The organism is Microvirga yunnanensis, assembly GCF_025460875.1.
In genome coordinates this window covers 23,041-48,416 of the sequence record NZ_JAMXFI010000017.1, presented here as the reverse complement: position 1 = coordinate 48,416, position 25,376 = coordinate 23,041, and the positions used below count along the sequence as shown (strand labels likewise).

Annotated in this window: 19 protein-coding genes and 1 pseudogene; all 20 read left to right on the top strand. The window is 58.8% G+C overall.

Annotated features, from left to right (window positions below; genetic code table 11):
• The first annotated feature begins 16 nt into the window (after positions 1-16).
• Positions 17-982: a carbohydrate ABC transporter permease gene (locus NF876_RS11090; RefSeq protein WP_262268859.1), complete on the top strand. Its 966-nt coding sequence runs from the start codon at positions 17-19 to the stop codon at positions 980-982.
• A gap of 1 nt (position 983) precedes the next feature.
• Positions 984-1,811 carry a carbohydrate ABC transporter permease gene (locus NF876_RS11085; protein ID WP_262268858.1) on the top strand — a complete coding sequence of 276 codons (828 nt, stop codon included), beginning with the start codon at positions 984-986 and terminating at the stop codon, positions 1,809-1,811.
• Between the two features lie 98 nt (positions 1,812-1,909).
• The gene (locus NF876_RS11080) at positions 1,910-3,073 is read left to right on the top strand and encodes a mandelate racemase/muconate lactonizing enzyme family protein (RefSeq protein WP_262268857.1); all 1,164 of its coding nucleotides are present in this window, start codon (positions 1,910-1,912) and stop codon (positions 3,071-3,073) included.
• A 167-nt stretch (positions 3,074-3,240) separates the two neighbouring features.
• Positions 3,241-4,398: a 4-hydroxybutyrate dehydrogenase gene (gene gbd, locus NF876_RS11075; RefSeq protein ID WP_262268856.1), complete on the top strand. Its 1,158-nt coding sequence runs from the start codon at positions 3,241-3,243 to the stop codon at positions 4,396-4,398.
• 107 nt (positions 4,399-4,505) lie between these two features.
• Complete coding sequence (locus NF876_RS11070) at positions 4,506-5,336, top strand: aldo/keto reductase (protein ID WP_262268855.1); 831 nt, start codon at positions 4,506-4,508, stop codon at positions 5,334-5,336.
• A gap of 108 nt (positions 5,337-5,444) precedes the next feature.
• Positions 5,445-5,615: pseudogene (locus NF876_RS11065) on the top strand (transposase); the annotation flags it as partial.
• An 806-nt stretch (positions 5,616-6,421) separates the two neighbouring features.
• Positions 6,422-8,059, top strand: a complete 1,638-nt coding sequence (locus tag NF876_RS11060; protein ID WP_262268854.1) for an MFS transporter — start codon at positions 6,422-6,424, stop codon at positions 8,057-8,059.
• An 872-nt stretch (positions 8,060-8,931) separates the two neighbouring features.
• On the top strand, positions 8,932-9,690 hold the full coding sequence (locus NF876_RS11055) for a GntR family transcriptional regulator (RefSeq protein WP_262268853.1): 759 nt from the start codon (positions 8,932-8,934) through the stop codon (positions 9,688-9,690).
• A 329-nt stretch (positions 9,691-10,019) separates the two neighbouring features.
• Complete coding sequence (locus tag NF876_RS11050) at positions 10,020-10,976, top strand: carbohydrate ABC transporter permease (RefSeq protein ID WP_262268852.1); 957 nt, start codon at positions 10,020-10,022, stop codon at positions 10,974-10,976.
• A gap of 2 nt (positions 10,977-10,978) precedes the next feature.
• Positions 10,979-11,857 carry a carbohydrate ABC transporter permease gene (locus tag NF876_RS11045; protein ID WP_262268851.1) on the top strand — a complete coding sequence of 293 codons (879 nt, stop codon included), beginning with the start codon at positions 10,979-10,981 and terminating at the stop codon, positions 11,855-11,857.
• Positions 11,858-11,933: 76 nt separating this feature from the next.
• Positions 11,934-13,232, top strand: coding sequence for an ABC transporter substrate-binding protein (locus NF876_RS11040; RefSeq protein ID WP_262268850.1), 1,299 nt, complete (start codon positions 11,934-11,936; stop codon positions 13,230-13,232).
• A 45-nt stretch (positions 13,233-13,277) separates the two neighbouring features.
• Positions 13,278-15,350, top strand: coding sequence for an alpha-amylase family protein (locus NF876_RS11035; protein WP_262268849.1), 2,073 nt, complete (start codon positions 13,278-13,280; stop codon positions 15,348-15,350).
• Positions 15,351-15,456: 106 nt separating this feature from the next.
• Positions 15,457-17,385, top strand: coding sequence for an ABC transporter substrate-binding protein (locus tag NF876_RS11030; protein ID WP_262268848.1), 1,929 nt, complete (start codon positions 15,457-15,459; stop codon positions 17,383-17,385).
• Between the two features lie 96 nt (positions 17,386-17,481).
• Entirely contained in the window at positions 17,482-18,501 is a 1,020-nt protein-coding gene (locus NF876_RS11025; protein WP_262268847.1) for a D-2-hydroxyacid dehydrogenase, read from the top strand.
• Positions 18,502-18,518: 17 nt separating this feature from the next.
• Positions 18,519-19,505, top strand: a complete 987-nt coding sequence (locus tag NF876_RS11020; RefSeq protein WP_262268846.1) for an ABC transporter permease — start codon at positions 18,519-18,521, stop codon at positions 19,503-19,505.
• A 10-nt stretch (positions 19,506-19,515) separates the two neighbouring features.
• Positions 19,516-20,679, top strand: coding sequence for an ABC transporter permease (locus NF876_RS11015; RefSeq protein ID WP_262268845.1), 1,164 nt, complete (start codon positions 19,516-19,518; stop codon positions 20,677-20,679).
• Positions 20,680-20,688: 9 nt separating this feature from the next.
• Complete coding sequence (locus tag NF876_RS11010; RefSeq protein ID WP_262268844.1) at positions 20,689-22,416, top strand: ABC transporter ATP-binding protein; 1,728 nt, start codon at positions 20,689-20,691, stop codon at positions 22,414-22,416.
• Between the two features lie 59 nt (positions 22,417-22,475).
• On the top strand, positions 22,476-22,676 hold the full coding sequence (locus tag NF876_RS11005) for a hypothetical protein (protein WP_262268843.1): 201 nt from the start codon (positions 22,476-22,478) through the stop codon (positions 22,674-22,676).
• Positions 22,677-22,788: 112 nt separating this feature from the next.
• Positions 22,789-24,291, top strand: a complete 1,503-nt coding sequence (locus NF876_RS11000; RefSeq protein WP_262268842.1) for a flavin-containing monooxygenase — start codon at positions 22,789-22,791, stop codon at positions 24,289-24,291.
• A 16-nt stretch (positions 24,292-24,307) separates the two neighbouring features.
• Positions 24,308-25,132: an SDR family NAD(P)-dependent oxidoreductase gene (locus tag NF876_RS10995; RefSeq protein WP_262268841.1), complete on the top strand. Its 825-nt coding sequence runs from the start codon at positions 24,308-24,310 to the stop codon at positions 25,130-25,132.
• The last annotated feature ends 244 nt before the right edge of the window (positions 25,133-25,376 follow it).

Genomic DNA, 25,376 nt, shown 5'->3' with positions numbered 1-25,376 from the left:
CGTTGAAAGAACAGTCATGCCCGTCAACGCCCAAGAACAGAGCCGACAACTCACTCAGGTCCCGATCCATTTGGGAAGGCAGAGTGTGGCGCCAGGTGCGTATGCTCGCGCTAAGCAGCGGATTTCACTGCAGCTCGACAAGCCGCTCTTTTTTATTCTGCCGGCGGTTGCGCTCCTGGCAACCTTTATCGTGTACCCTCTCATCTCCACAATCCAGCTGAGCTTCACCGACAGCAGCGGGGCTTGGGTCGGCGCTGAAAACTACATCCAGATCATCGAATCGGAGCGTACGGCGCGCGCGACGCTCAACACGATCTATTTCGTCGTCGCCTCCGTCATCCTTCAGTTGATCTTGGGCACGGCGGCTGGAATTTTGCTGAATGAGCGGTTCAAGGGACAAGCGATCGTTCGCGCGCTGACTCTCGTTCCATGGATCATCCCAGGAATCGTGGGAGCCATGACCTGGGCCTGGATGTTCCACACCGATTACGGCGTCATTAATTCAATTCTCCTGTCGGCGGGGATTGTTGAGGAGCCGGTGCGGTGGCTCACCAATCCGAATGTCGTTCTTCCGGCACTAACGGTCGTCAACGTCTGGAAGATGTTTCCTTTCGTTGCCATCATGGTTCTCGCCGGGCTGCAAGCGATCTCGCCGTCTCTCTATGAAGCGGCTCGTGTCGACGGCGCTACGTTCTGGGAGGAGGTCAGGTACATCACCTTGCCCCAACTGCGCACGATCCTCATGTCGATCTCGCTTCTGCTGCTCATCGCCGGCGTCAATTCCATCACGATCATCTATGCCATGACGAAGGGCGGCCCCGCCGACAGATCCCTGATCACGTCGATCCAGATCTTCGTCGAAGCATTCCAGTACTTCAACTTCAACCAGGCGAGCGCGCTGTCCATCATGTTCTTCGCGGTATCCACTGTGTTCATCGCGACGCACATCTGGGTCGATCGCCGCCGGGCCAGGGAGGGTTAATATGAAGCTCGGCGTCAGAACCGGATGGGTCTACCTTCCCGTCGCGATCCTCCTCTCGATCGCATTCCTCCCCTTCCTGTGGATGATCGTTTCATCCTTCAAGAGCCTTGCTGAACTCTACCACATCCCGATCACGTGGCTTCCGAAGGCGATTACAATCGCCAATTACGAAAAGGTTCTCTTTGACTCGAACGTGCCGCGCTACTTCGTGAACAGCACGATCGTATCGCTCGGGTCCACGATCCTGGGGCTGGTCTTCGCAACGCCTGCGGCTTACGCGTTTTCCCGCTTCGAGTTTCGGGGGCGCTCGGCCTGGCAGATCGCCATCCTCATGTCCCACCTGCTTCCTTCTGCCGCTTTGATCGTCCCGCTCTACATCTTCCTGGGATATCTGAATCTGCTGAACTCGATCTTGGGATTGATCCTGGTCTATCTCGTTCTCACCCTCCCGCTGAGCATCTGGATGTTGACGGGGTACTTCAAAAGCATCCCGTTCGAAGTCGAAGAAGCCGCGCTCATCGACGGGGCATCCCGCTGGGGCATCCTTCTTCGGATCATGCTGCCCCTGTCCCTTCCGGGTATCGTCGTGATCTTCCTATATTCCTTCGTCGCTACCTGGAACGAGTTCATCTTCGCACTGACCTTCGCGAATGACGATACGGTGAAGACGCTGCCCATCGGGCTGGCCGAGTTCTCAACCGAATACGATACGGACTGGGGTGCGATCATGGCCGCGTCAGTGATCATGAGCCTTCCGATTGCCGCCATCTTCCTCGGGCTGCAGCGGGTCTTCGTCGGAGGCATGATGTCCAGCGCAATGAAGGGATAGCGTGGGGGAGTGGCGTTGCTACGCCGGCTCCATGCTCCGGAACACACGTTTTCTACAAAGGCCGATGGCATCGTCGGCCTTTGTCTCGGAGGTAGACAGTGAAGATTTCATCCATCACACCCTGGATCGTCAAAGCCGAAGGAACCTTTTTCGGCGAGTTTCTCTTCGTCGAGGTACAGACGGACGAAGGTATAACCGGCTGGGGTGAAGTGACCACAAGCACGCGCGCGTCGAACCGCGCTGTAGCTTCGACGCTGATTCATTTGAACGAACTCCTTGTCGGCGAGGACCCACTGCGGATCGAGAGCCTCTGGAATCGCATGTTCCGGAACTTCACCTATATGGGAAGCCGGGGAGCGGCAACGCTTGCAATCAGCGGTATCGATATCGCGCTCTGGGACATCAAGGGAAAGGCGCTGAGCCTCCCCATCTACGAGCTCTTGGGTGGATGCGTCAGGGACGATGTGCTTCTCTACACCCATCCCGATCAGACCAAGTTCACGAGCAAGGAAGCCGTGGTCGAAGAAATCCGCGGGATTGTGGAATCGGGCCATACGGCGCTCAAGTTTGACCCGTTCCCGCACCTCAAAGGTCCGGCGGTCCGCAGGAACGGATATCTGGACGGTGAGTTGAGCAGGCAGGCCGAGCGGATCGGCGCGGAGCTGACGGCCCTGATCCGCGAGACGACCGGGCCAGATATCGAGCTGCTCATCGACGCGCATGGCCGCTTCAATGTTCCGACAGCCATCCGCTTGTGCAACACTCTCGAGGATGCCGGCGACATCGACTGGTTCGAGGAACCGGTTCCGCCCGAGAGCTACCATGCGCTCCGACAAGTTCGCGAGAAGATCAATGTCCCCATATCCATCGGTGAGCGCCAGCATACCCGGTGGGAGTTCGTTCCGATTCTGGAGAACGAGCTAGCCGATTACATCATGCCCGATGTGACCTGGACGGGCGGCATCAGCGAGCTCAAGAAGATCTCGACCATGGCGGAAGCTTATTATATTCCTGTCTCGCCTCACGATGCGAGCGGACCCATCAATGTGGTGGCGGGATCGCATGTGATGATTACCGTGCCGAACTTCTACCGCCTCGAAACGTCTCTTCACGATCTGAGCTGCTACAACAAGTTTATCCAGGTTCCTCTAGATAATTCGGGCGGCAGCCTGAAGCTGTCGGGCGATCCGGGTCTCGGCATCGAGATGGATATGGACTTCCTGCGAGGGAACATCATTGATGGCTTCGGTCGCGCGGATTGAGCAACCCTGACCATTGACCGCACAGCTGTCGTGTAAGCGCCGAATAATCCCGGTATTGGAATGGCCCGTTGCGACAAGCCCTGAACATATTGCGGGCCCTGCCGGCCTGAAGACGATAACTGCGGGGGCTTGGCCGTGCTTTATCCCGCCAAGCCAGGAGACGAGAGATGTCACTGATCACTTATTTGACGACCATCCGCTTCGAGTTCGGCGCGATCGCCGGTTTGGCCGATGATCTGCCGGAACTCGGAATCAAGAACCCACTGGTCGTTGCCGATGTGGGACTTGAGCGGGCGGGACTGATCGAGCGCCTCAAGACCGTGCTCCCGAACGGATCTGAAGTGGCCGTCTTCACCGGGACACCGACGAACCCGACTGAAAGCGCCGTGCTTGCAGCACTCGAGCTCTACCGTTCAAGAGGATGTGACGGCCTGATCGCCATTGGCGGCGGGTCACCGATCGATCTGGCAAAAGGTGTGGCGCTTCTCGCCACCCATGAAGGTCCCTTGGAGAACTACGCTGCGATCCTGGGCGGAATCCCGAAGATTACCTCGGCTGTTGCACCCCTGATCGCGATTCCGACTACGGCGGGCACTGGCAGCGAGGTGGGACGCGCCGCCTTGATCACGTTGGACGATGGCCGCAAGCTCGGGTTCATCTCTCCCTATCTTATTCCCCGGCGGGCCGTTTGCGATCCCGAGCTGACCCTCGGCCTTCCCCCGTCGCTGACCGCTGCGACGGGCATGGATGCCATCACCCACTGCGTCGAAACCTTCCTGAGCCCTCGTTTCAATCCTCCGGCAGAGGCAATCGCCCTCGATGGTCTGGAGCGCGCCATCAAGAACATCGAGCGGGCGGTCACGCAGGGCAGCAATCCGGAAGCTCGTCACGAGATGATGATGGCGGCGCTGGAAGGCGGCCTGACCTTCCAGAAGGGCCTCGGTGCCGTGCACGCCCTCTCGCACCCGCTGGGTGGTCTGAAGCAGGTCTCTCTGCACCACGGAACCCTGAACGCAGTGCTGCTTCCCTACGTGCTCGAATTCAATCAGGAGCATTCGGGCGTGAAGTACGATACCCTTCGGCAGAGAGTCGGAATTGGGCGAGGGGAAAACCTCGCCGACTTCTTCCGCGGTCTCAATACGCGGCTCGGAATGCCATCGACCCTCGCTGAAATGGGCGTTCCTCGCGATACGCTGGCAGGCATTGCAGAAAGCGCGACCAAGGATCATTCATCGGCGACCAATCCGCGTCCGGCGACCGTCGGTGACTATCTTGCGATTCTCGAAGCCGCTTATGCCGGCACACCGCTTCGGGCCTCCGCCTGAAGAAAGCGTGCCGGAACAGACAAAGGCTTCCATGTCAGCCGATGCTGTGCCGCCGCTGTGGCACAGCGCTCCGTTCATGACATAAACCCGGAACAGGGATGCACCCAATGCCAGATCAATATGAGCTCAAGTTCAACGACGGTCATACGATGCCTCAACTCGGTTTCGGGCTGTGGCAGGTGCCGAACGCCCAGGCCGCCGATGTCGTGACTCAGGCGATTCACGCCGGATACCGGATGATCGACTCGGCCGCTGCTTACGGCAACGAGGAGGGTGTCGGAGCAGCCTTCAAGGCGAGTGGACTGCCTCGCAATGAACTGTTCGTGACCACGAAACTTGCGAACCCGAACCACGGCTACGACGAGGCCCTGCGGGCCTTTGACGAGAGCCTGACTAAGCTCGGCTTTGAGCATGTGGATCTCTACCTCATCCACTGGCCTCGTCCCTGGGAGGGTCGCTACGTCGAGACGTGGCGTGCTCTTCAGCGGCTCAAGGAGGATGGACGCGCTCGATCGATCGGCGTCTCGAACTTCACGGTCCCGCATCTCCAGCGGCTCATCGATGAAACTGGCGTCGTTCCGGTGTTGAACCAGGTCGAGCTGCACCCGCGCTTCCAGCAGCGCGATATGAGGGAGTTTCACCAGAAATACGGAATCGTCACGCAGTCCTGGAGCCCGCTGGGTCGCGGTCATCTCAATGAGAACAAGACGATCACCGAGCTTGCGGCGAAGTACGGCAAGAGCTGGGCACAGATCGTGATCCGTTGGCATCTCGACAGCGGTTTGGCAGTGATCCCGAAATCCGTGACACCAGAGCGGATCCGAGCGAACATCGACGTCTTCGACTTCAAGCTCTCGCCCGAAGATCTCACTCGGATTGGAGAGATCGACAGCCCCGAGGGACGCGTCGGTGCGCATCCGGATCAGTTCCGTCCGTAAAAGAGTCCAGAGAGGTCTTGCTGGGTAATGAGGTGACACGGGCGAAGTGGTCCAGCCCTTCTGTTAGTCTGGTCGGCAAATTTCCTTGAGGGCTCAGGCAGATTTGTCATGCGGAAGAAGCGGTTATCGGTTGAGCGGATCGTGGCGGTGCTGAAGCAGGCGGGACTGGACCTGCTTGTGGCGGACCTCATCCAAGACGTTGGGATCTCGAAGCAGACGTTTTATCGCTGGAAGGAGCAGTACGCGGGCTTCGAGTCTGACCAGGTACGGGAGCTCGAGTAGGTGGTCGAGGAGAACGCCCGGCTGGGATGGGAACAAGAACTCACAGGGGTCAGCATAAGATCTGCTCCCAAGAACACGCCGGCATTATCAACCTGTGTAGACGCCCCCTGGTGACGCAAGAGAAATCTTCAGGGTTGATGCGGCCTGATGTTGAGGTCAGAGGCTATGGAGTGCTAGATGTCAGGGTTAGGCAAGGAGATGACGCAACCGCGGTGGTTCTCCTGAATCTCAGCAATCCGATGATGATGAAAGGCCGGCGCGGGAGGTCTTTCTCATTCAACGCCAAGAAGTATCTATTGCAAAACCGCGAGGTAAACGGTTCAGCAACGCTCAGATGCTGATTGCTGGTAGCGAGGCCACAACCCGCTTAGCGGATGACCGGCTCATTGTTGATGTGCCGCGCATTGATCGCCTCGAAGTCGTGCATGTGAGCTGGGCAGAATACTATGAGGCGGATCCTATGCGATGTTGACGCCATCGCTGGACCATATTGGGTGGATCAGCTGACGAGTGCGCAGAGTCCACGCCTTGCCATTGCTTAAGCGATGCTGTCGGACCTTGGGCATCCAAATTCAAACTCCGGCACCTGGTGGTCCAACATCGCCCTGGTTGCTGCCGAAGTGGCTCACTAACGTTCAAGGTTCAATCGCCTACGCCTGTATCGGACTTCTACTACCTGTGGGCAGTGCTCAAAGCTCTGTTCGCCCGTCCAGGATCACCATCCGAGTCAAAAGTGGCAAATCCGCGTTGACACCGCACTTCCTAGGCGTGTCAAACCGTAGGATAGGGGAAGGAACAATCCATTGAAACACCAGCCATCCGCGCTCTCGCCCTTTCGACACCCAATCTTTCGGGCTGTTTGGGTGGCCAGCCTTGCATCAAACTTTGGCAGTTTGATTGAGTCGGTCGGCGCCGCTTGGCTGATGACCTCGCTTGGAGCATCGGCGGATATGATAGCGCTGGTGCAGGCGTCGACAACCCTTCCGATTATGCTCTTCTCCCTAGCGGCCGGAGCTATCGCCGACAACTTCGACCGGCGGAGGCTCATGCTCACGGCTCAGGTGTTCCTGCTAGCCGTCTCGCTCGGTCTCACCCTTGTCACCTATTTCGGCCTCGTGACGCCTTGGCTCCTGCTTCTGTTCACCTTTCTAGTCGGCTGTGGCACCGCCTTCAATGGCCCTGCTTGGCAATCCCTGGTCGGCGAGATGGTGCCACGCTCTGATCTTCCCAGTGCCATCGCCCTCAACAGCATGGGGTATAACATCGCCCGAAGTGTCGGACCCGCGATCGGCGGCGCCATTGTGGCCACAGCCGGGGCCTTCGGGGCTTTCGCGGCTAATGCGGTAAGCTATGTCGGGCTTATCGTGGTGCTGGCCCGCTGGCGCCCCGAGACACCTCCCAGGATCCTGCCGCCGGAATCTTTGGGAACCGCCATGGCGGCTGGCCTCCGCTATGTAGCCATGTCGCCGAATATCAGCCTCGTCCTCGTCCGCGGGGCCATGTTCGGGCTGGCTGCGATCGCCGTTCAGGCCCTGATGCCGCTCGTGGCGCGCGACTTGGTGCATGGGGGACCTCTGACCTTCGGACTTCTGCTGGGTGCCTTTGGCGCAGGCGCTGTCTGTGGTGCCTTGGTAGTCGCACGTCTACGGCAAGCTCTGTCGCTCGAGGCCATAGTCCGCCTCGGCTTCATTGGCTTTGCCATCTGTGTGACTGGCGCGGGCCTGAGCTCGTCCGCCATCCTCACCATGGTGGCTATGGTCGTCGGAGGCGCGAGTTGGGTGATTGCTCTGTCGAGCTTCAACGTGACCGTTCAACTCTCCGCACCTCGCTGGGTCGTTGGCCGGGCCCTTGCGCTTTATCAGATGGCCACCTTCGGCGGCATGGCCTGCGGCAGCTGGATCTGGGGGAACCTCGCCGAGCGCTATGGCGTCACTGAGGCTTTGTTGATGGCTGGCCTCGTTCTCGTCGCTGGCGCAGCGTTCGGGTGGCGTTATGCCTTGCCAGAGTTGAAATCGCTCAATCTCGACCCGCTCAGCCGCTGGAAGGAACCCAAGGTTGCGCTTGACATCCGTCCGCGCAGTGGCCCGATTGTGGTGACGATTGAGTACATCATACGCGAGCCTGATGTTATTGCCTTCTTGGAGGTGATGGCCCAGCGCAGACGAGTGAGGCGCCGCGACGGTGCCCGCCACTGGACCCTGCTGCGCGACCTTGAAAACCCCGAGCTATGGGTGGAGCGCTACCATACCCTCACGTGGCTGGAATACGTCCGGCATAACCAGCGCCCGACACATGCGGACGCCGCGATCATTGAAAGACTCCGAAGTTTGCACCAAGGGCCCGAACCGCCGCGCGTCCATCGCATGATCGAGCGCCCAACAGGCTGGATCACGCCAGACGTAGTATCGCCGGTCCGCTACACCGCAGGACCTCTTGCATAATCCTCCCTCACTTTGACGGGTACCTCCAACACGCTCCCGGTGACACGCTCCCGGGAAGCAGGATGGTGTTTGATGACGAAAGGTAAACGCTGCTCAGTCTGCCTCAGCGAATGAGCCATTTGGTCTGCACAGCAATATGCCCTCCCACGTAGGTGTGACGAGCAAGCTGACGATCTAATACCCCTCGGTTCGGGCGTCTGAGGAGCCGTACAGCATCGTGGACGTGTCGACCGGAAGGATGCCGATGACCGGAAGATCCTTCCAAGCGAGTGATTCTGGTTGGAGGGTTTTGCGGGCCGGATTGGGGGAGAGGTGACAACGCTTTATCCAGTGCAGGTCAAGGTAAGGTTGCCTAACGTATAGGTTTATATCCCAAGACTCGCTCCACCAGTTGTCGATCCGTTCTATCCTAGCGCTCAGTCACGAACGAATCTTGTGCTAGCGTCCATTACGGCGCCCACGCTCTTGGCAGGGCCGCGATGGCACCGTCAACTTAAACCTTTACCTGCCCTTGCTGGTGTTTAGGTCCGGGACGGGCCACGCATTTTAATAGCTTAGATCCGCCTAGGAGCCGCTGAAAACGCCAGAAAACGGCCCTTACTCAGTTAAGTTGCCAATGCCCTCGGGCCAAATCATGCACCGAGCTCCGACTTAGATGCACATCATCAGTTGGAGATCCCATCCATGCCTTATTCTTCTCTCTGTTAACCAACTGCTCTCCATGTGAGCTCCACGGTATGGCTCCTCTTTCGCAATTAATTTAATTGAGTTTATGTATAATCAGATATATTTTAGTTTCCAGGGCGGTGGCATACAGGTCGCAGAGGCGTTACATATTAAGAATGGATTATCCCAGATTTTGAGAGCACGCATTGGACGAAATTGATCCGAACACCCTAACAGCTGAGGCGATTGCCCGTGTGCCGCGTCGCCGAGGTCGCCCCCCCAAGGGTACGCCCGCCACGCCGAAGCCGCCGAGACGTGAGCCCGACTACGGACGGCTGCAGCACCTCCTTCGCGAGGATATCCTTGAAGGCCGCATCCCGGCCGGCTCGCGCCTCAAGGTGAGCGATATCGCAGCCCGCTACGCGACAAGCACCAATCCCGCACGCGAGGCGCTGCAGGGCCTTGAGGGCGAAGGTCTGATCATCATCAGCCCCAATCGGGGCGCGCGAGTCCGCATCATCAACGAGGATTTCGTCCGCAATATCTTTGCCCTTCGAGGACTGATCGAGCCCTATCTCGTGCGCGGCTTCGCTGAATTCGCTCGTGTCGAGGATATCACGGCTCTCGAAGCGCTCCAGCAGGACTGCCAAGCCGCTGTCGAAGCGGCCGACTATCCTGCCTTCCACCGTGCCAATGTCGCCTTCCACGACTTCATCATCGAGCACCACCACAATGTTGAGGCAGTGAAGACGATGAAACGGCACAGCGCCTGGATCCGGGCGCTCTCGCGTCGCAATCCCCTGACGCTCGCCAGCATGCGGCGTTCTAACACGGAGCACTGGGAACTGGTCGAGGCCGTGCGACGTGGGGATCCGGACGCCGCCGCAGCCGTAATCGAGCGGCATATAGCAAATTCCCTGGCGGTATTCCTCGGACACATGCAGCGCGACCGCGCCCAGCGCTAGCACCTCAGTAGGAAATCGTATAACACATAGATTAATTCATATAATCCACAATATCTATTTTCCTGCTTGTCAGCTCGTTAATGTCCGTTGTAGTGTTTTAGAAATCACCTACACGACGGCCGCACGCCCTCAGGAACAAGCTTTGGGCATCAAAGCGACCCGCGCCTGAGGGAGGAGAACGATGCGCCCACCGGCAACGCTCGGCTTATGCAGCTGGTCGGCCCCTCCTCCCGCGGTGAAGGCAGTATCTGACCTGGGATGCGACAGCCCTCGCGATCGTTCGCACGGTAAGTCTGCTTCGCGACAATGAGCGCTCTCGGGGAGATCGCATGACTCTTGATCAAACCGCAGCGAGGGGTAGCTCATGGTTCGCCGGGAGTCTATCGAAGCCGCAAAGGCGCATCGGTGTGGCGCGGCAGCAATATGAGGCCTACCTCTTCCTGCTTCCTTGGTTCGCCGGTCTCTTTATCCTCACAGCGGGTCCGCTCTCAGCCTCGCTCTATCTGTCCTTCACCGACTTCGATCTGCTCGGTAGCCCTACATGGATCGGACTCGCCAACTACACCGACCTCTTCACTTATGACCCGCGTTATCTCGGGGCGTTCATCGTAACACTTCTTTATGTCTTTCTCGGCGTCCCGCTGCAGCTCATTTTCGCGCTTCTGATTGCGATGCTCCTCAATCAGAAGGTTCGAGGGCTCGGTTTTTTTCGCGGGATTTATTATTTGCCATCCCTACTTGGCAGCAGCGTCGCAGTGGCCGTGATGTGGCGCCAGCTGTTCGGCGATGCCGGCGTGATAAATCAATTCATGGGCCTCTTCGGGATTGATGCGCCAAACTGGATCTCGACGCCGCAATACGCACTTTACACGCTAATCCTGCTCCATATTTGGCAGTTCGGCTCTGCCATGATCATCTTTCTCGCCGGGCTGAAGCAAGTCCCGCAGGAACTTTACGATGCCGCGGAAATCGACGGCGCCAACCGCTGGAAGCAGTTCCGGCATGTCACCCTCCCGATGATAACGCCGGTGATCTTCTTCAATCTTGTGCTGGGAATCATCAATTCCTTCCAAGCCTTTACCTCCGCTTATATAGTCAGCGGGGGCACAGGTGGACCGGCGGACTCCACGCTATTCTATACGCTTTACTTGTACCAAGAAGGATTCAAGAACTTCCACATGGGTTATGCCTCGGCTATGGCCTGGATTCTTCTCATCGTGATCGCCTGTATCACCGCACTCAACTTCGCCATTTCGCGCCACTGGGTCTTCTACGCGGACGAATGACAATGGCGGCGCTCGAATTGACCCCCAAATCAAACGACGTGATCGGACAGAATCAACGGGCGCGCGCAGGATGGGCGGCCTATGCAGTGCTCGTTATCGGCACCATCATCATGGCCTACCCGCTCGTCTGGATGGTATTGAGCTCATTCAAGTCCGATGAGGAAATCTTCTCGAACTCGGCGGCTCTGCCGACTCATTTCAGCCTCGACAACTATGTCCAGGGCTGGACGTCCACCAATCCGAGCTTTACGCGCTATTTTATCAATTCCTTCGTCATCTGCCTCGGCGCAGTAACTGGCAATGTGCTCGCCTGCTCGCTGACTGCCTTCGCCTTCGCGCGGCTGAGGTTCCCGTTTAAGGGCGCGCTCTTCACCATCATGCTGCTGACGCTGATGCTGCCCTCGCATGCCCTCCTTATCCCGCAGTATGTGCTTTACGTCCGCCTCGACTGGGTGAACACCTATCTGCCGCTGATTGTCCCGAAGTTCCTGGCGACTGATGCCTTCTTCATTTTTCTCATGATCCAGTTCATCCGTACCATCCCGCGCGAAATGGACGAAGCCGCGACGATCGACGGCTGTAGCACCTTCGCGATCTACCGGCACATTATCTTTCCGCTGATGCGGCCGGCGATCATCACCACGATCATCTTTACGTTCATCTGGACCTATAATGACTTCTTCTCCCAACTAATCTACCTGACTTCGCCGGGCTCGCTCACGGTTCCAGTCGCGCTGCGCAGCCTCGTCGACACATCGGGAGGAGCCTATGCGCAGCTCCTTGCAATGTCGGTTGTCAGCCTTGTGCCAACCTTCATCGTCTTTCTCATCTTCCAGCGGCGGCTTGTGGAAGGGATCAGCACGTCGGGCCTCAAGGGATGAGCCGTTAGTCTTCGCCCCTAGCGGCCTATCGAAGCGAACCAGGGCTTAACGCCCGAAACGGAGGAAGAATAACGCGATGACTACGTCCAACACCCAAATGAGCCGGCGGACACTTCTGCTCGGCAGCGCGGCGCTCGGTGGGCTCGCCGCCTTCGGCAGCTCGCCATCCCGGGCGCAGACCGGTCCGGTGCGCTTTGGAATCTTTGGTAATGCGCAGAAGCTTGAAATCCGCGGTAAGTCGATCGCCCGGTTCAACGAGCGTCATCCGAATATCCCAGTCACCTTTGAGGGCATACCGAGCGCCTCGTGGCCTGATAAGATTGCAGCCATGATCGCAGGCGGCAATGCACCCGACGTCATCACGCTCGGCTCCGAGGACCTGCCGCAATATGCGTCCCGTGGCGCGCTCACTCCACTCGACAAGTTTATTCCGGCTCTCTTCCGCGCAGATCTCTTCGACAAGACCGTGCTCGATCTCGGCAGGATTGATGACAAGATCTACGGTGTGCCGATCGCGGTCAGCATACAGGGGCTCGCCTACAACCAGTCCGCTCTCGAGCGGATCGGAATGGGCGAGCTGCCCGCAGCATGGAACTATGACGAGTTCGCGAAGTTCTGCGCTGACATCCATCGCGCCGACCCCAACCTTTATGGCAGCCATGACGGTGCCGCGAGGCTCGACGCCTTCCAAATGTATCTCATCAGTCAAGGCCGGTCGCTTTACAGCAACCGGAAGCTGTCGGTCACGGCCGACGAAGTAGCTGCATGGCTCGATTACTGGGACAAGATGAGAAAAAGCGGAGGTGCGGTGCCCGCCGATCTTCAGGCTCAGTTCACCGGTACCGAGTGGCCGAACAGCCCACTCGTCAAGGGCAAGGCAGTTTTTGCTTCAATCGCATCGCAGGATCTCTCTGGCGGCTATCAGGCACTCACCAAGGACACGCTCTCGATCACGACCCCGCCCTCGGCGGCTCCCGGCGGCAGCCCGGGCTACTTCCCTCAGCCCACAAGTTCGCTCTGCCTCTACTCGAAGAGCCGGAATCAGGAAGCGGCGGTCAAGGTCATCGATTGGTTTGTGAGCGATCCGGAATCTGCGAAGATCCTTGGCCTCATCAGCGGGCCGCCGGCTTCAAAGCCAGCGCTCCAAGCCGTGCTTGAGCTTACGGACCTCGCGCCGGTCGATCAGCGCGTCCTCAAATACAGCCAGGCCGCCCTTGCGAAGGCGGAGCCTGCCCCGCCGCCGCAAGTTGCCGGACGCGCAATGGAAGACCTGATGCGCCGGGTCAACGAGGACGTCGGATTCAGCAAGTCCTCAGTCAAGGACGCTGCCCAAGCGTTCATCAATCAAGGCAACGCACTACTGAGACGGGCCTGAGGCCCGCCTGCCGGAGCTAAAATCCCTAACGGAGAAAGTCCCTCGATGCCCCTCGATATCGAAGCTACCCCCACCGTCGAAGCCGCCGGAGATCGCGCTGGAGGCTGGTGGAGCCAACCGTTCTCGGTGTTCCAGACCAACCTGCAGGAAATCGATGCGGTGATGGACGTCGAGAAGACCCTCGACTTCATCGAGGGCTACGGTGCCGACACCTGGCTCATCAACACAGGCGGGATCGTGTCCTTCTATCCAACGGACTTGTCGTTCCAGACGCGCAATCCGTTACTCGCTAACCGGCCATCAGGAGACTTGATCGGCGACGCTGTGGCGGCCGCACACCGCCGCGGCATCAGGGTTCTCTCGCGGCAGGATTTCTCGAAGGTTTCCACCCGTATTGCGCAAGAGCATCCCGAATGGCTGTTCGTGTCCCCGACCGGAGCGCCGCAGGTCTACAACACGCTTTTCAGCACCTGCCCCTCAGCCGACTATTATCAGTACCGCTCGCTTGATATCCTCGATGAGGTGATCGACCGCTATCCCGTCGATGGCTTCTTCTTCAACTGGTTCGGATTCTCTGAACGCGACTATAGCCGCGTTTATCACGGCGTCTGCCATTGCAAGAAATGCCAGGAAGGCTTCGATGCCTTCAGCGGGGGGAAGAAGCTGCCGGAGGGCCCTCAATCAGCGACCTATCCGGAGTGGCTGCAGTTTTCGAGCCAAGTGATCAAGACACTCACATCGAAAATCGCCAATCACATCTCCATGCGGCGTCCGGATGCTGGCCTCGTGCTTGGTCGCGGCGCACCGATCGTTTACCACGAGGCCAACAACGCCTTCGGCCGGGAGCTTTGGCATCACAACACAGCAGAATGGGTGAGCGCTCATGTAACGGCTATGCCCGAGATCGCACTGATGGTTAACTCTGTATCTTTCGTCGACATGCCTTATCGCATGGCGGGTGAGCAGCCAGAGCATTTCGCGCAATACCTGCTGCAGGCGATCGCACGCGGCGGCAATCCCTCGACCTACATCATGGGTACGCCCGGCCGCATTCCATACGCCAATCTCGCTTATTCAAGCTCAATCACGAAGTTCCACCGTAAGCACCGTGACCTCTACGCCCAGCTAAAGCCAGCCTCCAGCATCGCGCTGGTGCGGCCGGATCGATTGCGGAGTGCGAGCCCCGGCTATACGGAATCGGTCGAGGAGTTCCGCGGTCTCTATAAGGCGCTGCAGGAGAAGCATTTTCCCTTCGACGTCATCGCCGCAGAATTCATCGGCAAGATGGCCGAGGAGGGAGCTCTCGAACGCTACTCGCTCATCGTCTTACCCGATCTCGGCCCGCTCGAGCGGCCGGCCGCTGAAGCACTCGACGATTTCATCAGCAGGGGCGGCAATGTTGTGCTGACGGGCAGTAGCGGTGTAACCGAGAGCGGCGGGATCGAACTCGCCAGCAGCCCAGCCCTGATGCGAGTTGGCGCGCCGAAATCGGGCGATGAGCTCTGGTCGACCTATGTCACCGACAGCGAGCAGCCGGAGATCGGTGCCTATCGCTACGTGCCGTCTGTCATCCCGACCTATGGCAGCTATGCTCGCTTCGTCTGGAAGCCAGGCGTGGAGAAGATCGGCAAACTCCTGCCCCAGGCTCCCTTCGGGCCGCCCGAGAAGTGCTACGGTCATACGGCCAGCGACGACCCCGCTTTCGTCAAGCATGTGAGCAAGGGCACGATCGTCCAGTTCCCCTGGACAATCGGTCGGACCTACCGCGAATTCGGCACCACACAAGTTCGGGACCATTTCCTTGAGGCGATCAAACCGCTCACTGGCCAGAAAGTCTTCGCCGAACTGCCAGAACAGGTTGAGCTATTCCTCGGTCGGGACGAAAAGGGATTCGTCGTCCACCTCGTCAACCAATCGGGCGCGCGACGGAAGTCATTCGGCCCACATCTGGCGATCAAGGGTGGGCGGCTTCGGCTGAGGGGAGCGGGTATGACCCGAAACCCGGAGTTGCTGGTATCTGGTGAGACAGCAGCGGCCCGGGAATCGAACGGCGACTTGGTCATCGATCTTCCCCCGATCGAACTCTTTGAGGTTGTTAGAATGAATGCTGGCAGGTGAGGGCCGGCTTACGGGGAGGCGAAGGACTGGCGTTCTGAATAGTTCACAGCGATCTGGCCAGGTGGCGCGACCGAAAGCCATCGGTCTTGATAAAGGGAGGACATCAATGGCCATTCGAAATGAGACCATGATTGCGGCGACACTTTTTGCCGCGTTGACCGCTTCCATATCAGCGGCGCAGGTCAGAGCAGGCGAGGCACCGATGTTGGCCTCGAAAGCGGCGGCTGGACAGTTGCCACAGTTGACGGCGCGGATTCCACAGAATCCGCTCGTCGTCTCGCCCGTGGATCGGGTCGGGGTTTATGGCGGCACGTGGCGTTCCGCCATGGTGGGCGGATCCGATGACGGTTGGATCCTGCGCACTCTCTCCTACGAGAACCTCATGCGCTGGTCGCCAGACTGGAAACAGGTCGTGCCCAACATTGCCGAGACTGTGAATGTTAGCCCAGACGCCCGGGAGTTCACGTTCAAGCTCAGGAACGGAATGAAGTGGTCCGACGGCGCTCCTTTTACCGCCGAGGACATCAAGTTCTGGTACGAGGACTTATTCCTCAACAAGCAGTTCACGCCGTCGCCCCAGGAACCGTTCATCAACTCGGATGGCACGCCAGTCGCATTTGAGATGGTTGATGCGACGACTTTCAAATTCGCCTTCAAGAATCCGAAGGGCCTGTTTCTGCAGTACCTCGCCACCGCGCGCCCACTCGACAACGCGACGGTGCGTTACCCTAAGCATTACCTGAAAAAATTTCACCCCAAATACAACCCGAATATCGATGCTGACATCAAAGCCGCAGGCCAAACGGACTGGATAGGGCTGATGGTCAACAAGTCGAATTTCTGGGCTAACACCGAGGTTCCAACCCTCAATCCCTGGATTTTCACGCAAGGGTATGGCTCGGGCACGGCAACGAGGGCGTTTGCCGAGCGCAATCCCTATTACTGGAAGGTGGACACCGCGGGAAATCAACTTCCTTACATCGACTTCCGCCATTTCGATGTGCTCTCTGATCCGCAGGTGTTGGTCACGAAGACACTTGCCGGCGAAATTGATTTCCAAGACCGCAACTTGGCGACCACGGCGAATAAGCCTGTGCTTTTCGAAGGGCAAAAGGCGGGAGGCTACGAGTTCTTCGAGGAGACGCCTGTCAGTCCGAATTACATGGTTATGATGCTCAATCTTAACCACAAGGATCCCAAGACCCGCGCGCTCTTCCAAAGCAAGGATTTCCGCATAGGGCTCTCGTACGCGATGGATCGGCAGGAGGTGCTGGATACTGTCTGGCTTGGACAAGGCGAGGTTGCTCAGACATCACCGCTATCCGGTTCGGTTTACTACAACGAGCGGTTGGCAAAGCAATACACTGAGTACGACGTCTCGAAGGCAAACGAATATCTGGACAAGGTTCTACCCCGCAAGAGCGGGAATGGAATACGCCTGAAACCGGACGGAAGCCCCTTCGTTCTGAACTTTGCTTACAGCGCCGCTGTGCCTGTTTTCGGCGACGCACTGGAGCTGATTGCCGCACAATGGGCCAAGGTCGGAATCAACATGGTTCCGACGCCGCTCGATCGCACGTTGATCCAGACCCGGCAGGATGCCGGCGAATTAGAGGGCGTAGCCTGGGAGCGGGGCGGAGGCGATGGTGCGGAGGTCGTGCTCGACCCACGCTGGTGGTTCCCTGCCAATAACGATAGCTACTACTGGGCACCGGCGTGGACGGCCTATTACCTGGGTGTCAACCCGGCGACCTCGCAGGTAAAACCTGAGGAGCCGCCACCCCCGGCGCGCGAGCAGATGAAACTCTACGGTGAGCTTCAAGCTTCGCCCGATCCCACGAAGCAGATCGAGATCATGAGGGAAATCCTCGACATCGCCGCTGAGGAGTTCTGGACTATGGGCGTTGCATGGCCGGCTAGCGGATATGGCGTGAAGAAGAAGAACTTCCTCAACGTGCCGGCGTCCATGCCTGCATCGTGGATCTATCCCACGCCTGGCCCATCTAATCCCGAACAGTATTTCATGGCGAAGTAGTGTGTCTGCCCAACCGTTTCATTCATGACGGGCGGCTCATGCGGTCGGCGGCTGCGCCGCCGACCATCACCAACTGCAGGCAGGAATGGGGGTATAATGGTCCAGCGCGTAGTAATGGTCGATGCCGAAGTGCCGTTCAAGGGAGGGCACTGGGACCGGCTTGTGGCAGCCATCGAGCCTGATCGGCTGATTGCAGTTTCATCCAAAGATCCGGTGGCCGTGGAGGCAGCGTTGGGCGAGGCCGAGATAGCTATTCTCGCAGGAGACCTCGACGAACGTCATCTCAATGCACCGAAGCTGAGATGGATCCATTGTGACCATGCCGGACTCACGAAATCGGCTCGGCCGGAGGTCTTCGAGCGCGGCTTGATCGTGACAGGGTCTGCGGGCCGCTCCGGTCCTGCCCTCGCCGAGCATGTACTCATGTTCAGCTTGGTGCTCTGCTCCCGCTTCCCTGAATTCTTAGAGGCCCAGAAGCGGCATGAGTGGCGCCGCACGCCAGAAATGAGCGATTTACGTGCTCTTTATGGTCGCACGATGGGAATCCTGGGCATGGGACATACCGGCAGGGAACTCGCCACGCGAGCCAAGGCCTTCAACATGAGGGTGCTCGGCTACCGTCGCCGCGATCTACCCTGTCCTCCCGGCATTGACCGAATGTACTCCTCCGATAAGGGCGAGACGATTGATCCGATCTTGGAGGAAGCCGATATCGTGGCGCTGGTGTTGAACCTTTCAGACGCCACGTATCACCTGATCGACGAGCGCGCGATCGAGCGCATGAAGAAGAGTGCCATCATTGTCAATCTCTCGCGCGGCGGCGTCATTGATCAAGCGGCCTTGATTGCCGCCTTGAAGGAAGGGCGGCTTGCTGGCGCAGGCCTCGACGTCACCGATCCCGAACCTCCCGCTCCCGACGACCCAATCTGGGACACACCCAATCTGCTCATCACGCCACACTTCACCCCGGCGGTGCCCGACAAAGTCGATCGGTCCCTCGACGTAATCACTGAAAATCTTCGCCGCTATAGAGCAGGTCGGCCGATGCTAAACCGCATTACAGAGGAAGACCTGTGGACCAAGGACTCCACGGCCTCCCTCCGTCCGCTTGAATAACGAAGGAGGCCGCGAACATGCTCGCCTATGTTCTCAAGCGCATCCTCTACATGATCCCGACGCTGTTCGCGATCTCTGTCGTATCCTTTCTTCTCATCCAGCTGCCGCCTGGCGACTTCGTCACCTCTCTTGCCGCTCAAATGTCGCAACAAGGAGACACCATCGATCCGGCGACCCTCGCTCAACTGCGTGCTGCCTACGGCCTTGATCAGCCGATCTGGGTGCAGTACTGGATCTGGATTAAAAAGATCATCCTTTACGGCGACTTTGGCCGCTCGTTCGACTGGGACGCTCCGGTTTCAGATTTGCTCTGGAATCGTCTGGGTCTCACATTCGTACTGTCATTCACCGCTCTTATCTTTACATGGCTCATAGCGCTGCCTGTCGGCATCTACTCAGCCGTGCGCAAGTATTCGATCGGCGATTACGCCGCGACATTCTTTGCCTTCATAGGCTTGGCGGTGCCGAACTTTCTCCTCGCCCTCATTCTCATGTATCTGGCGCTCAAATTCTGGGGCATCAGCGTGGATGGGCTGTTCTCACCTCAATACGTCGATGCGCCCTGGGACTGGGCGAAGACGGCCGATTTTGCCCAGCACCTGGTCATCCCTGTTTTCGTGCTGGCCACTTCGCACATCGCCTCCCTCGTCCGCATCATGCGCGCCAATCTGCTCGATGAACTCTTTAAGCCATTCGTCGTGACGGCCAGGGCAAAGGGACTCTCCGAGTGGCGTCTCATCCTGAAATATCCTGTGCGCGCGGCGCTCAACCCCTTCGTATCAACCATCGGATGGACCCTGCCGGAACTGGTATCTGGCGCGACGGTCACTGCGATCGTTCTCAATCTACCGACAACAGGCCCGTTGCTCCTGCGCGCGCTTATTGGGCAGGATGTCTATCTGGCCGGCGCAATGATCCTGATGTTATCGGTCCTGACTGTCGTCGGGACCCTCATCTCTGACCTTTTGCTTGCGTGGCTCGATCCGCGTATCCGCTATCGGTGAGGCCCACTCCATGAGCCTACAAGACAACGATCTCACGCTCAGTACCCCGACGAAACCGGATACCGGCGTTCCGGAGGTAGCGGATGTTGGTATCACGCAGTATCAGCGCGCTGGTCAATGGCGGCTCGCGTGGTGGAAGTTCAAGCGCCACAAGTTGGCCGTCGCAGGCGGGTTCGTCGTGCTTCTCGTGTATTTCGTCGCCGCCTTTGCCGAGTTTCTCGCGCCGCAAAGTCCAGGTGCTTATACAGCACGCTACACGTACGCACCGCCGCAACAGCTTCATTTTTGGGATGAGACGGGGTTCAACCTCCACGTAAACGGCTACAAGGTAGCTGTGAACAAGCAGAGTTTTGCACGTGAATTCGTCATCGACCCTCAACAGAAGATCCCGGTCGGCCTGTTTGTCAGGAGCGCGCCTTACCAGCTTTGGGGCCTGATCCCATCCGACATTCATCTGATCGGCCCGCTCGATCCTCGCCAGCCGATGTATCTCTGGGGTGCGGATAGACTCGGGCGTGACATGTTGAGCCGTGTCATTCACGGTACGCGGATATCGATGACGATCGGACTCCTGGGCGTTTGTCTGAGCCTGTTCTTTGGCATTCTCCTCGGTGGCCTGTCAGGCTATTACGGCGGGCAAGTCGATAATATCATCCAGCGCATCATCGAATTTCTGCTCGCGATCCCGACTATTCCCCTCTGGATGGGACTTGCGGCAGCGATTCCCCCGTCGCTTTCCCCCGTCCAGGTCTATTTTATGATTACCATCATTCTGTCCCTCGTCGGCTGGACCGGGCTGGCGCGCGTCATCCGAGGCCGCTTCATGTCGATCAAGAACGAAGATTTCGTTGTTGCCGCACGGCTTGATGGGGCAAGCGAACTCGGAATCATACTGCGCCACATGGCGCCTAGTTTTGCCAGCCACATCATCGCATCCGTAACGCTCGCGATCCCGGTGATGGTGCTCAGCGAAACTGCGCTGAGCTTCCTCGGCATAGGCTTGCGCCCGCCAGTGGTGAGCTGGGGCGTGCTCCTCCAAGAGGCTCAGAACATCCGCTCGGTAGGGACCGCTCCGTGGCTGCTGCTACCTGGCATCGCGGTGATAGTGACCGTCCTTGCCCTTAATTTTCTGGGTGACGGCCTGCGCGACGCGGCTGATCCGTATTCGGAATAGGAGTTCTCGATGCAACCCACCGCCGACAGCTCCGATATCGTCCTAACCGTCAACAACCTGTCGCTTGACTTCGACAACGGGCGGTCTGTCGTTCACGCTGTCAAGAACGTCAGCTTCCGGATGACGCGAGGCAAGACTCTGTGTCTTGTAGGGGAAAGCGGCTCAGGCAAGTCGGTGACAGCGCGTTCGCTCATGCAGATCGTCGACCCGGCCGGACGGATCACCAAGGGCCGAACGATCCTCAGCATCGACGGCAAGGAGATCGATATCACTGCCCTTGACCCCAAGGGCAGGGAGGTGCGGCGGCTGCGAGGGGCAAGATTGGGACTCGTCTTCCAGGAGCCGATGAGTGCGCTTTCACCCTTTCATAGCATTGGTGACCAGATCGATGAGGTGATTGAGCTTCACCTGGGGCTCGACAAGGAGGCGGCGCGTGCCCGCACCATCGAGCTCCTTCGCCAAGTCGAAATTGCCAATCCGGAGGCTATGGCCAACCGCTTCTCCTTCGAGTTTTCCGGCGGCATGCGCCAGCGTGTCTGTATCGCCATGGCACTTGCTTGCAATCCGGACATACTGATCGCAGACGAGCCGACGACCGCACTCGACGTTACGACGCAGGCGGAAATACTGGACCTCATCAAGCGGCTGCAGATCGGGCGCGGCATGGCCATGCTGCTGATCACGCATGACATGGGCATAGTCGCTGAGGTGGCCGACGAAGTAGCCGTCATGAGGCGCGGTGAAATCGTGGAATCCGGCACCGTCGATCAGATTTTCTACGATCCAAAGCATCCCTATACCCGCCAGCTCTTGAACGCGACGCTGAAGCTTGAACATAAATCCGAGCGTCGGCTTGCCACGAAACAATCTGAGGTCATGACTGCGGAGCCTATCCTTTCCGTTCGGGGGCTGACCAAGCGCTACGGTGACGTGAAAGGCTTCTTTGGCCTAAGCGCGTCGGAAGGCTTCAAGGCAGTCGATGGCGTGGATTTGGACTTGTACCCCGGTGAAAATCTCGGGATCGTCGGCGAGAGCGGGTCGGGCAAGACGACGGTTGGACGCTTGATCCTGAGGATCATCGAACCGACGGCAGGCAAGGTGCTCTATCGCCCTGAAAATGGGGAAAGGGTTGACGTGGCCACGTTGACCAAGTCGGACCTTCGTCGCTTTCACCGGGAAGTGCGGCTCATCTTTCAGGATCCGTTTGCCTCACTTAATCCGCGTATGACCGTTAAGCAGATTGTGGGAGATCCGCTCTACATCAACCACCGAGGGCAGGGGAGGGAGCGCGAGGACCGGGTTGCGGAGCTCATGCGCCTTGTCGGCCTCGATCCGGCAATGATGGACCGTTATCCCCATGCCTTCTCAGGTGGGCAGCGGCAGCGTCTCGGAATCGCCAGGGCGCTCGCCCTTAATCCTCGCATCATCATCGCCGACGAGGCAACCTCCGCATTGGACGTCTCGATCCGATCCCAGATCCTAGACCTCATGCTTGATCTTCAGAAACGGTTGGGCCTCTCCTTCATTTTCATCTCCCATGACATCTCGGTGGTGCGCTATTTCTGCGACAGGGTAGCCGTGATGCACAGGGGCCGCATCGTGGAAACCGGTGATGCGGAGAAGATTTGCACGGACCCGGACGAGCCCTATACCAGATCGCTCATATCCGCTGTGCCCAGTCCTGATCCGCGTAATAAGCGCATGCTACATCGCCACCGCTTTGGTGCGTACTCGTAAGACAGCATATACGGTGATAACGCCGGGGCTAAAGTGTGCTTCTCTTTCGAGAACAGGAGGTGATCATAACCCAGAGCTTCTCCTTGGATCTGCGCGTGCGGCTTGCGGCCTTTGTCGAGGCGGGCCATCTCTGCCGGGCGGCGGCCCGCCACTTCGAGGTCTGGCCCTATTACATGGTTGGCCACGAGGATTGGGTGAGGGGCCGAGCAACCTCCTTCCTGCCGGGTGAGCCAAAGTGGCAGATGGTGTTCCAGCCATGATGAACACCTTGGCGTGCTCCCTTTGTGGTAGTTTGGAAGGCAGTATCTCATCGCTCTTAGAGTAGGAAGCAAATGCCGTCTCGATAGAGCCATCTACCAGGCCAGAAAGCCGATGGTACCAGGGCCAGACACACTTGAGCGCCAGCACGAGCACCGCGATGTGATCATCGTCGGGGCCGGACTATCTGGCATTGGCGCTGCGCACTATCTGCAGACACGCTGCCCGACTAAAACCTTTAACATCCTGGAGGCTCGGGATGAAATTGGCGGAACTTGGGACCTGTTCCGCTATCCCGGGGTGCGCTCAGATTCCGACATGTACACCCTGGGCTACAGCTTCCGTCCTTGGCGGCAAGAGAAATCGATTACAGAGGGCCCATCGATCCTTCGCTACATCCGTGACACCGCCACAAACTGGGGGATCGATCAAAAGATCCGCTTCGCTCATCGCGTCACGCGCGCCGAGTGGTCCTGCGCGGATGCACAATGGACGGTCGAGGCGCAGGTCGGACCAGACGAGAAGCCGATCCGGTACACCTGCGGTTTCCTCTATGTCTGCAGCGGCTACTACGATTACGACGGGGGCTATTTACCGGGATGGCCAGGCATGGATCGCTTCCAGGGCAAGATGGTGCATCCGCAGCACTGGCCGGAGCCTCTCGACTACGAGGGCCGTCGGGTTGTCATCATCGGCAGCGGCGCAACGGCCGTGACACTGGCTCCGGCCATGGCCGCAAAGGCCAGCCACGTGACCATGCTGCAGCGGTCGCCAACTTACATCGTCGCGCTCCCGGCGCAGGACGCCATCGCCAACGGGCTCCACCAGTGGCTGCCGGCAAACCTGGCCCATCGGCTCGCACGCTGGAAGAACGTGCTCATCGGGATGTTCTTCTACAATCTTGCACGTCTCTCGCCCGAGCGCACCAAGCGGCAGATCCTGCAGGCTGTGCAGACGGAACTCGGTCCAGACTACGATGTGGCCAAGCATTTTACCCCCACCTACAATCCTTGGGACCAGCGCCTGTGTCTGATTCCAGACGCCGATCTGTTCCAAGCTATCCGCTTGGGCAGAGTATCGGTTGTCACGGACGAGATCGAGACCTTCACCGAAACCGGTTTGCGACTTCGTTCGGGAGAAGAGCTCAAGGCGGACATCATCGTCACCGCCACTGGTCTTAAGGTCAAATTACTCGGGGGCATCCAAATTGCTGTCGATGGCATCCCGGTCGATCTGTCCGAGACCCTGCTCTACAAGGGTATGATGTTCAGTAACGTACCGAATCTGGCCTGCGCCATTGGCTATACCAATGCGTCCTGGACGCTGAAATGTGAACTCACCTCAGCGTATATCTGCCGCCTGCTCAACTACATGGACGCCTACGGCTATGCCTGGTGCGTGCCACGCCGGCAGGACGGTCTTGCTGAAGAGCCTGCGATCACTCTGACCTCCGGCTACATCCAACGAGCGGCCTCACTTCTGCCGAAGCAGGGATTACGCAAGCCTTGGCGGTTGTATCAGAACTACGCTCTCGACATGGCAGCCCTGAGCTTCGGCAGACTTGCAGACGGCACGATGGAGTTCGGGCGATCGGACGCCCGACACCGGAACTCCTAGGATCTGGAGCAGCGGTATGGCTCATCGGATGCAACTGAAGGGCAGAACAGCGGTCGTGACGGGAGCAGCAGGCGGCATCGGCCGGGCCATCGCCGTTTCTCTGGCGCAGCGCGGCTGTCATCTGGCCCTGGTCGATATCAATGACACTGGGCTTGTTGAAACAGGTGCTTTGGTGACCAAGCCTGGGATGCGCGTGAGTCAGCACCATCTTGACGTAGCAGATCGTGCTGCGGTCGCGGCGTTTCCAGGAGCCGTTCAGGCGCTCCATCCAAGCCTTGATCTCCTCATCAACAACGCCGGAGTGGCTCTTGGCGGCGCGTTCGAGCAGCTGAGCGAGGAAGACTTCGAGTGGCTGTTCGAGATCAACTTCTGGGGCGTGGTGCGTCTGACCCGAGCTTTCCTGCCGTTGCTGAAGGCAAGCGATGATGCCAGGATCGTCAACCTGTCAAGCATCTTCGGCATCATCGCGCCACCCGGCCACAGTGCCTATGTCGCAAGCAAGTTTGCCGTGCGCGGCTTATCGAATGTACTGCGGTTTGAGCTTGCTGGGACTCCGGTTGGAGTCACGGTGGTCCATCCAGGCGGGGTCGCCACTTCCATTGCCAGGAACGCCCGGGTTGCTGCAGCCATCTCTGCCGAGGAGGCAGCACGGGGGCGCGAAGACTTCAGCCGGCACTTGCGGCTGCCGCCCGAGAAGGCGGGAGAGGTCATCGTCAGAGGCATTGAACGGCGCCAAGCACGGGTGCTGGTGGGCTCTGACGCCAAGCTGATAGCAATGATTGAGCGCTTGGCTCCGGTCTCCTATGGGCGATTCCTGCGCTGGCTGGAAGGAAAGGCATGATGTGACCCGGCACCGAAGGTTGCCCGCTCGCGAAGGAAGCGCAACACCTTGGCTTAGCGACGCAAAATGGAATTCGGCGGGGGGGCGAGCGGGGGCGCTCGGGTAGCCCCTCCCCCCCCCACTTTTTGGTCTCCCCCACCCATCTGGTTCGGGGCCGGCCCCCCCCCCCCCCCCCCCCCCCCCCCCACCGCCGCTACGAATTTGCAGCAACGTCCTGCACTTGGTTGCAGTCGGCTCGGGGGTC

What these genes read in the sequence shown, in the direction of transcription:
- NF876_RS10995 (WP_262268841.1), top strand. Translation starts at nt 24,308, where the DNA reads ATGGCTCATCGGATGCAACTGAAGGGCAGAACAGCGGTCGTGACGGGA.
- gbd (WP_262268856.1), top strand. Translation starts at nt 3,241, where the DNA reads ATGTCACTGATCACTTATTTGACGACCATCCGCTTCGAGTTCGGCGCG.
- NF876_RS11035 (WP_262268849.1), top strand. Translation starts at nt 13,278, where the DNA reads ATGCCCCTCGATATCGAAGCTACCCCCACCGTCGAAGCCGCCGGAGAT.
- NF876_RS11040 (WP_262268850.1), top strand. Translation starts at nt 11,934, where the DNA reads ATGACTACGTCCAACACCCAAATGAGCCGGCGGACACTTCTGCTCGGC.
- NF876_RS11070 (WP_262268855.1), top strand. Translation starts at nt 4,506, where the DNA reads ATGCCAGATCAATATGAGCTCAAGTTCAACGACGGTCATACGATGCCT.
- NF876_RS11025 (WP_262268847.1), top strand. Translation starts at nt 17,482, where the DNA reads ATGGTCCAGCGCGTAGTAATGGTCGATGCCGAAGTGCCGTTCAAGGGA.
- NF876_RS11020 (WP_262268846.1), top strand. Translation starts at nt 18,519, where the DNA reads ATGCTCGCCTATGTTCTCAAGCGCATCCTCTACATGATCCCGACGCTG.
- NF876_RS11085 (WP_262268858.1), top strand. Translation starts at nt 984, where the DNA reads ATGAAGCTCGGCGTCAGAACCGGATGGGTCTACCTTCCCGTCGCGATC.
- NF876_RS11015 (WP_262268845.1), top strand. Translation starts at nt 19,516, where the DNA reads ATGAGCCTACAAGACAACGATCTCACGCTCAGTACCCCGACGAAACCG.
- NF876_RS11090 (WP_262268859.1), top strand. Translation starts at nt 17, where the DNA reads ATGCCCGTCAACGCCCAAGAACAGAGCCGACAACTCACTCAGGTCCCG.
- NF876_RS11030 (WP_262268848.1), top strand. Translation starts at nt 15,457, where the DNA reads ATGGCCATTCGAAATGAGACCATGATTGCGGCGACACTTTTTGCCGCG.
- NF876_RS11000 (WP_262268842.1), top strand. Translation starts at nt 22,789, where the DNA reads ATGGTACCAGGGCCAGACACACTTGAGCGCCAGCACGAGCACCGCGAT.
- NF876_RS11010 (WP_262268844.1), top strand. Translation starts at nt 20,689, where the DNA reads ATGCAACCCACCGCCGACAGCTCCGATATCGTCCTAACCGTCAACAAC.
- NF876_RS11045 (WP_262268851.1), top strand. Translation starts at nt 10,979, where the DNA reads ATGGCGGCGCTCGAATTGACCCCCAAATCAAACGACGTGATCGGACAG.
- NF876_RS11050 (WP_262268852.1), top strand. Translation starts at nt 10,020, where the DNA reads ATGACTCTTGATCAAACCGCAGCGAGGGGTAGCTCATGGTTCGCCGGG.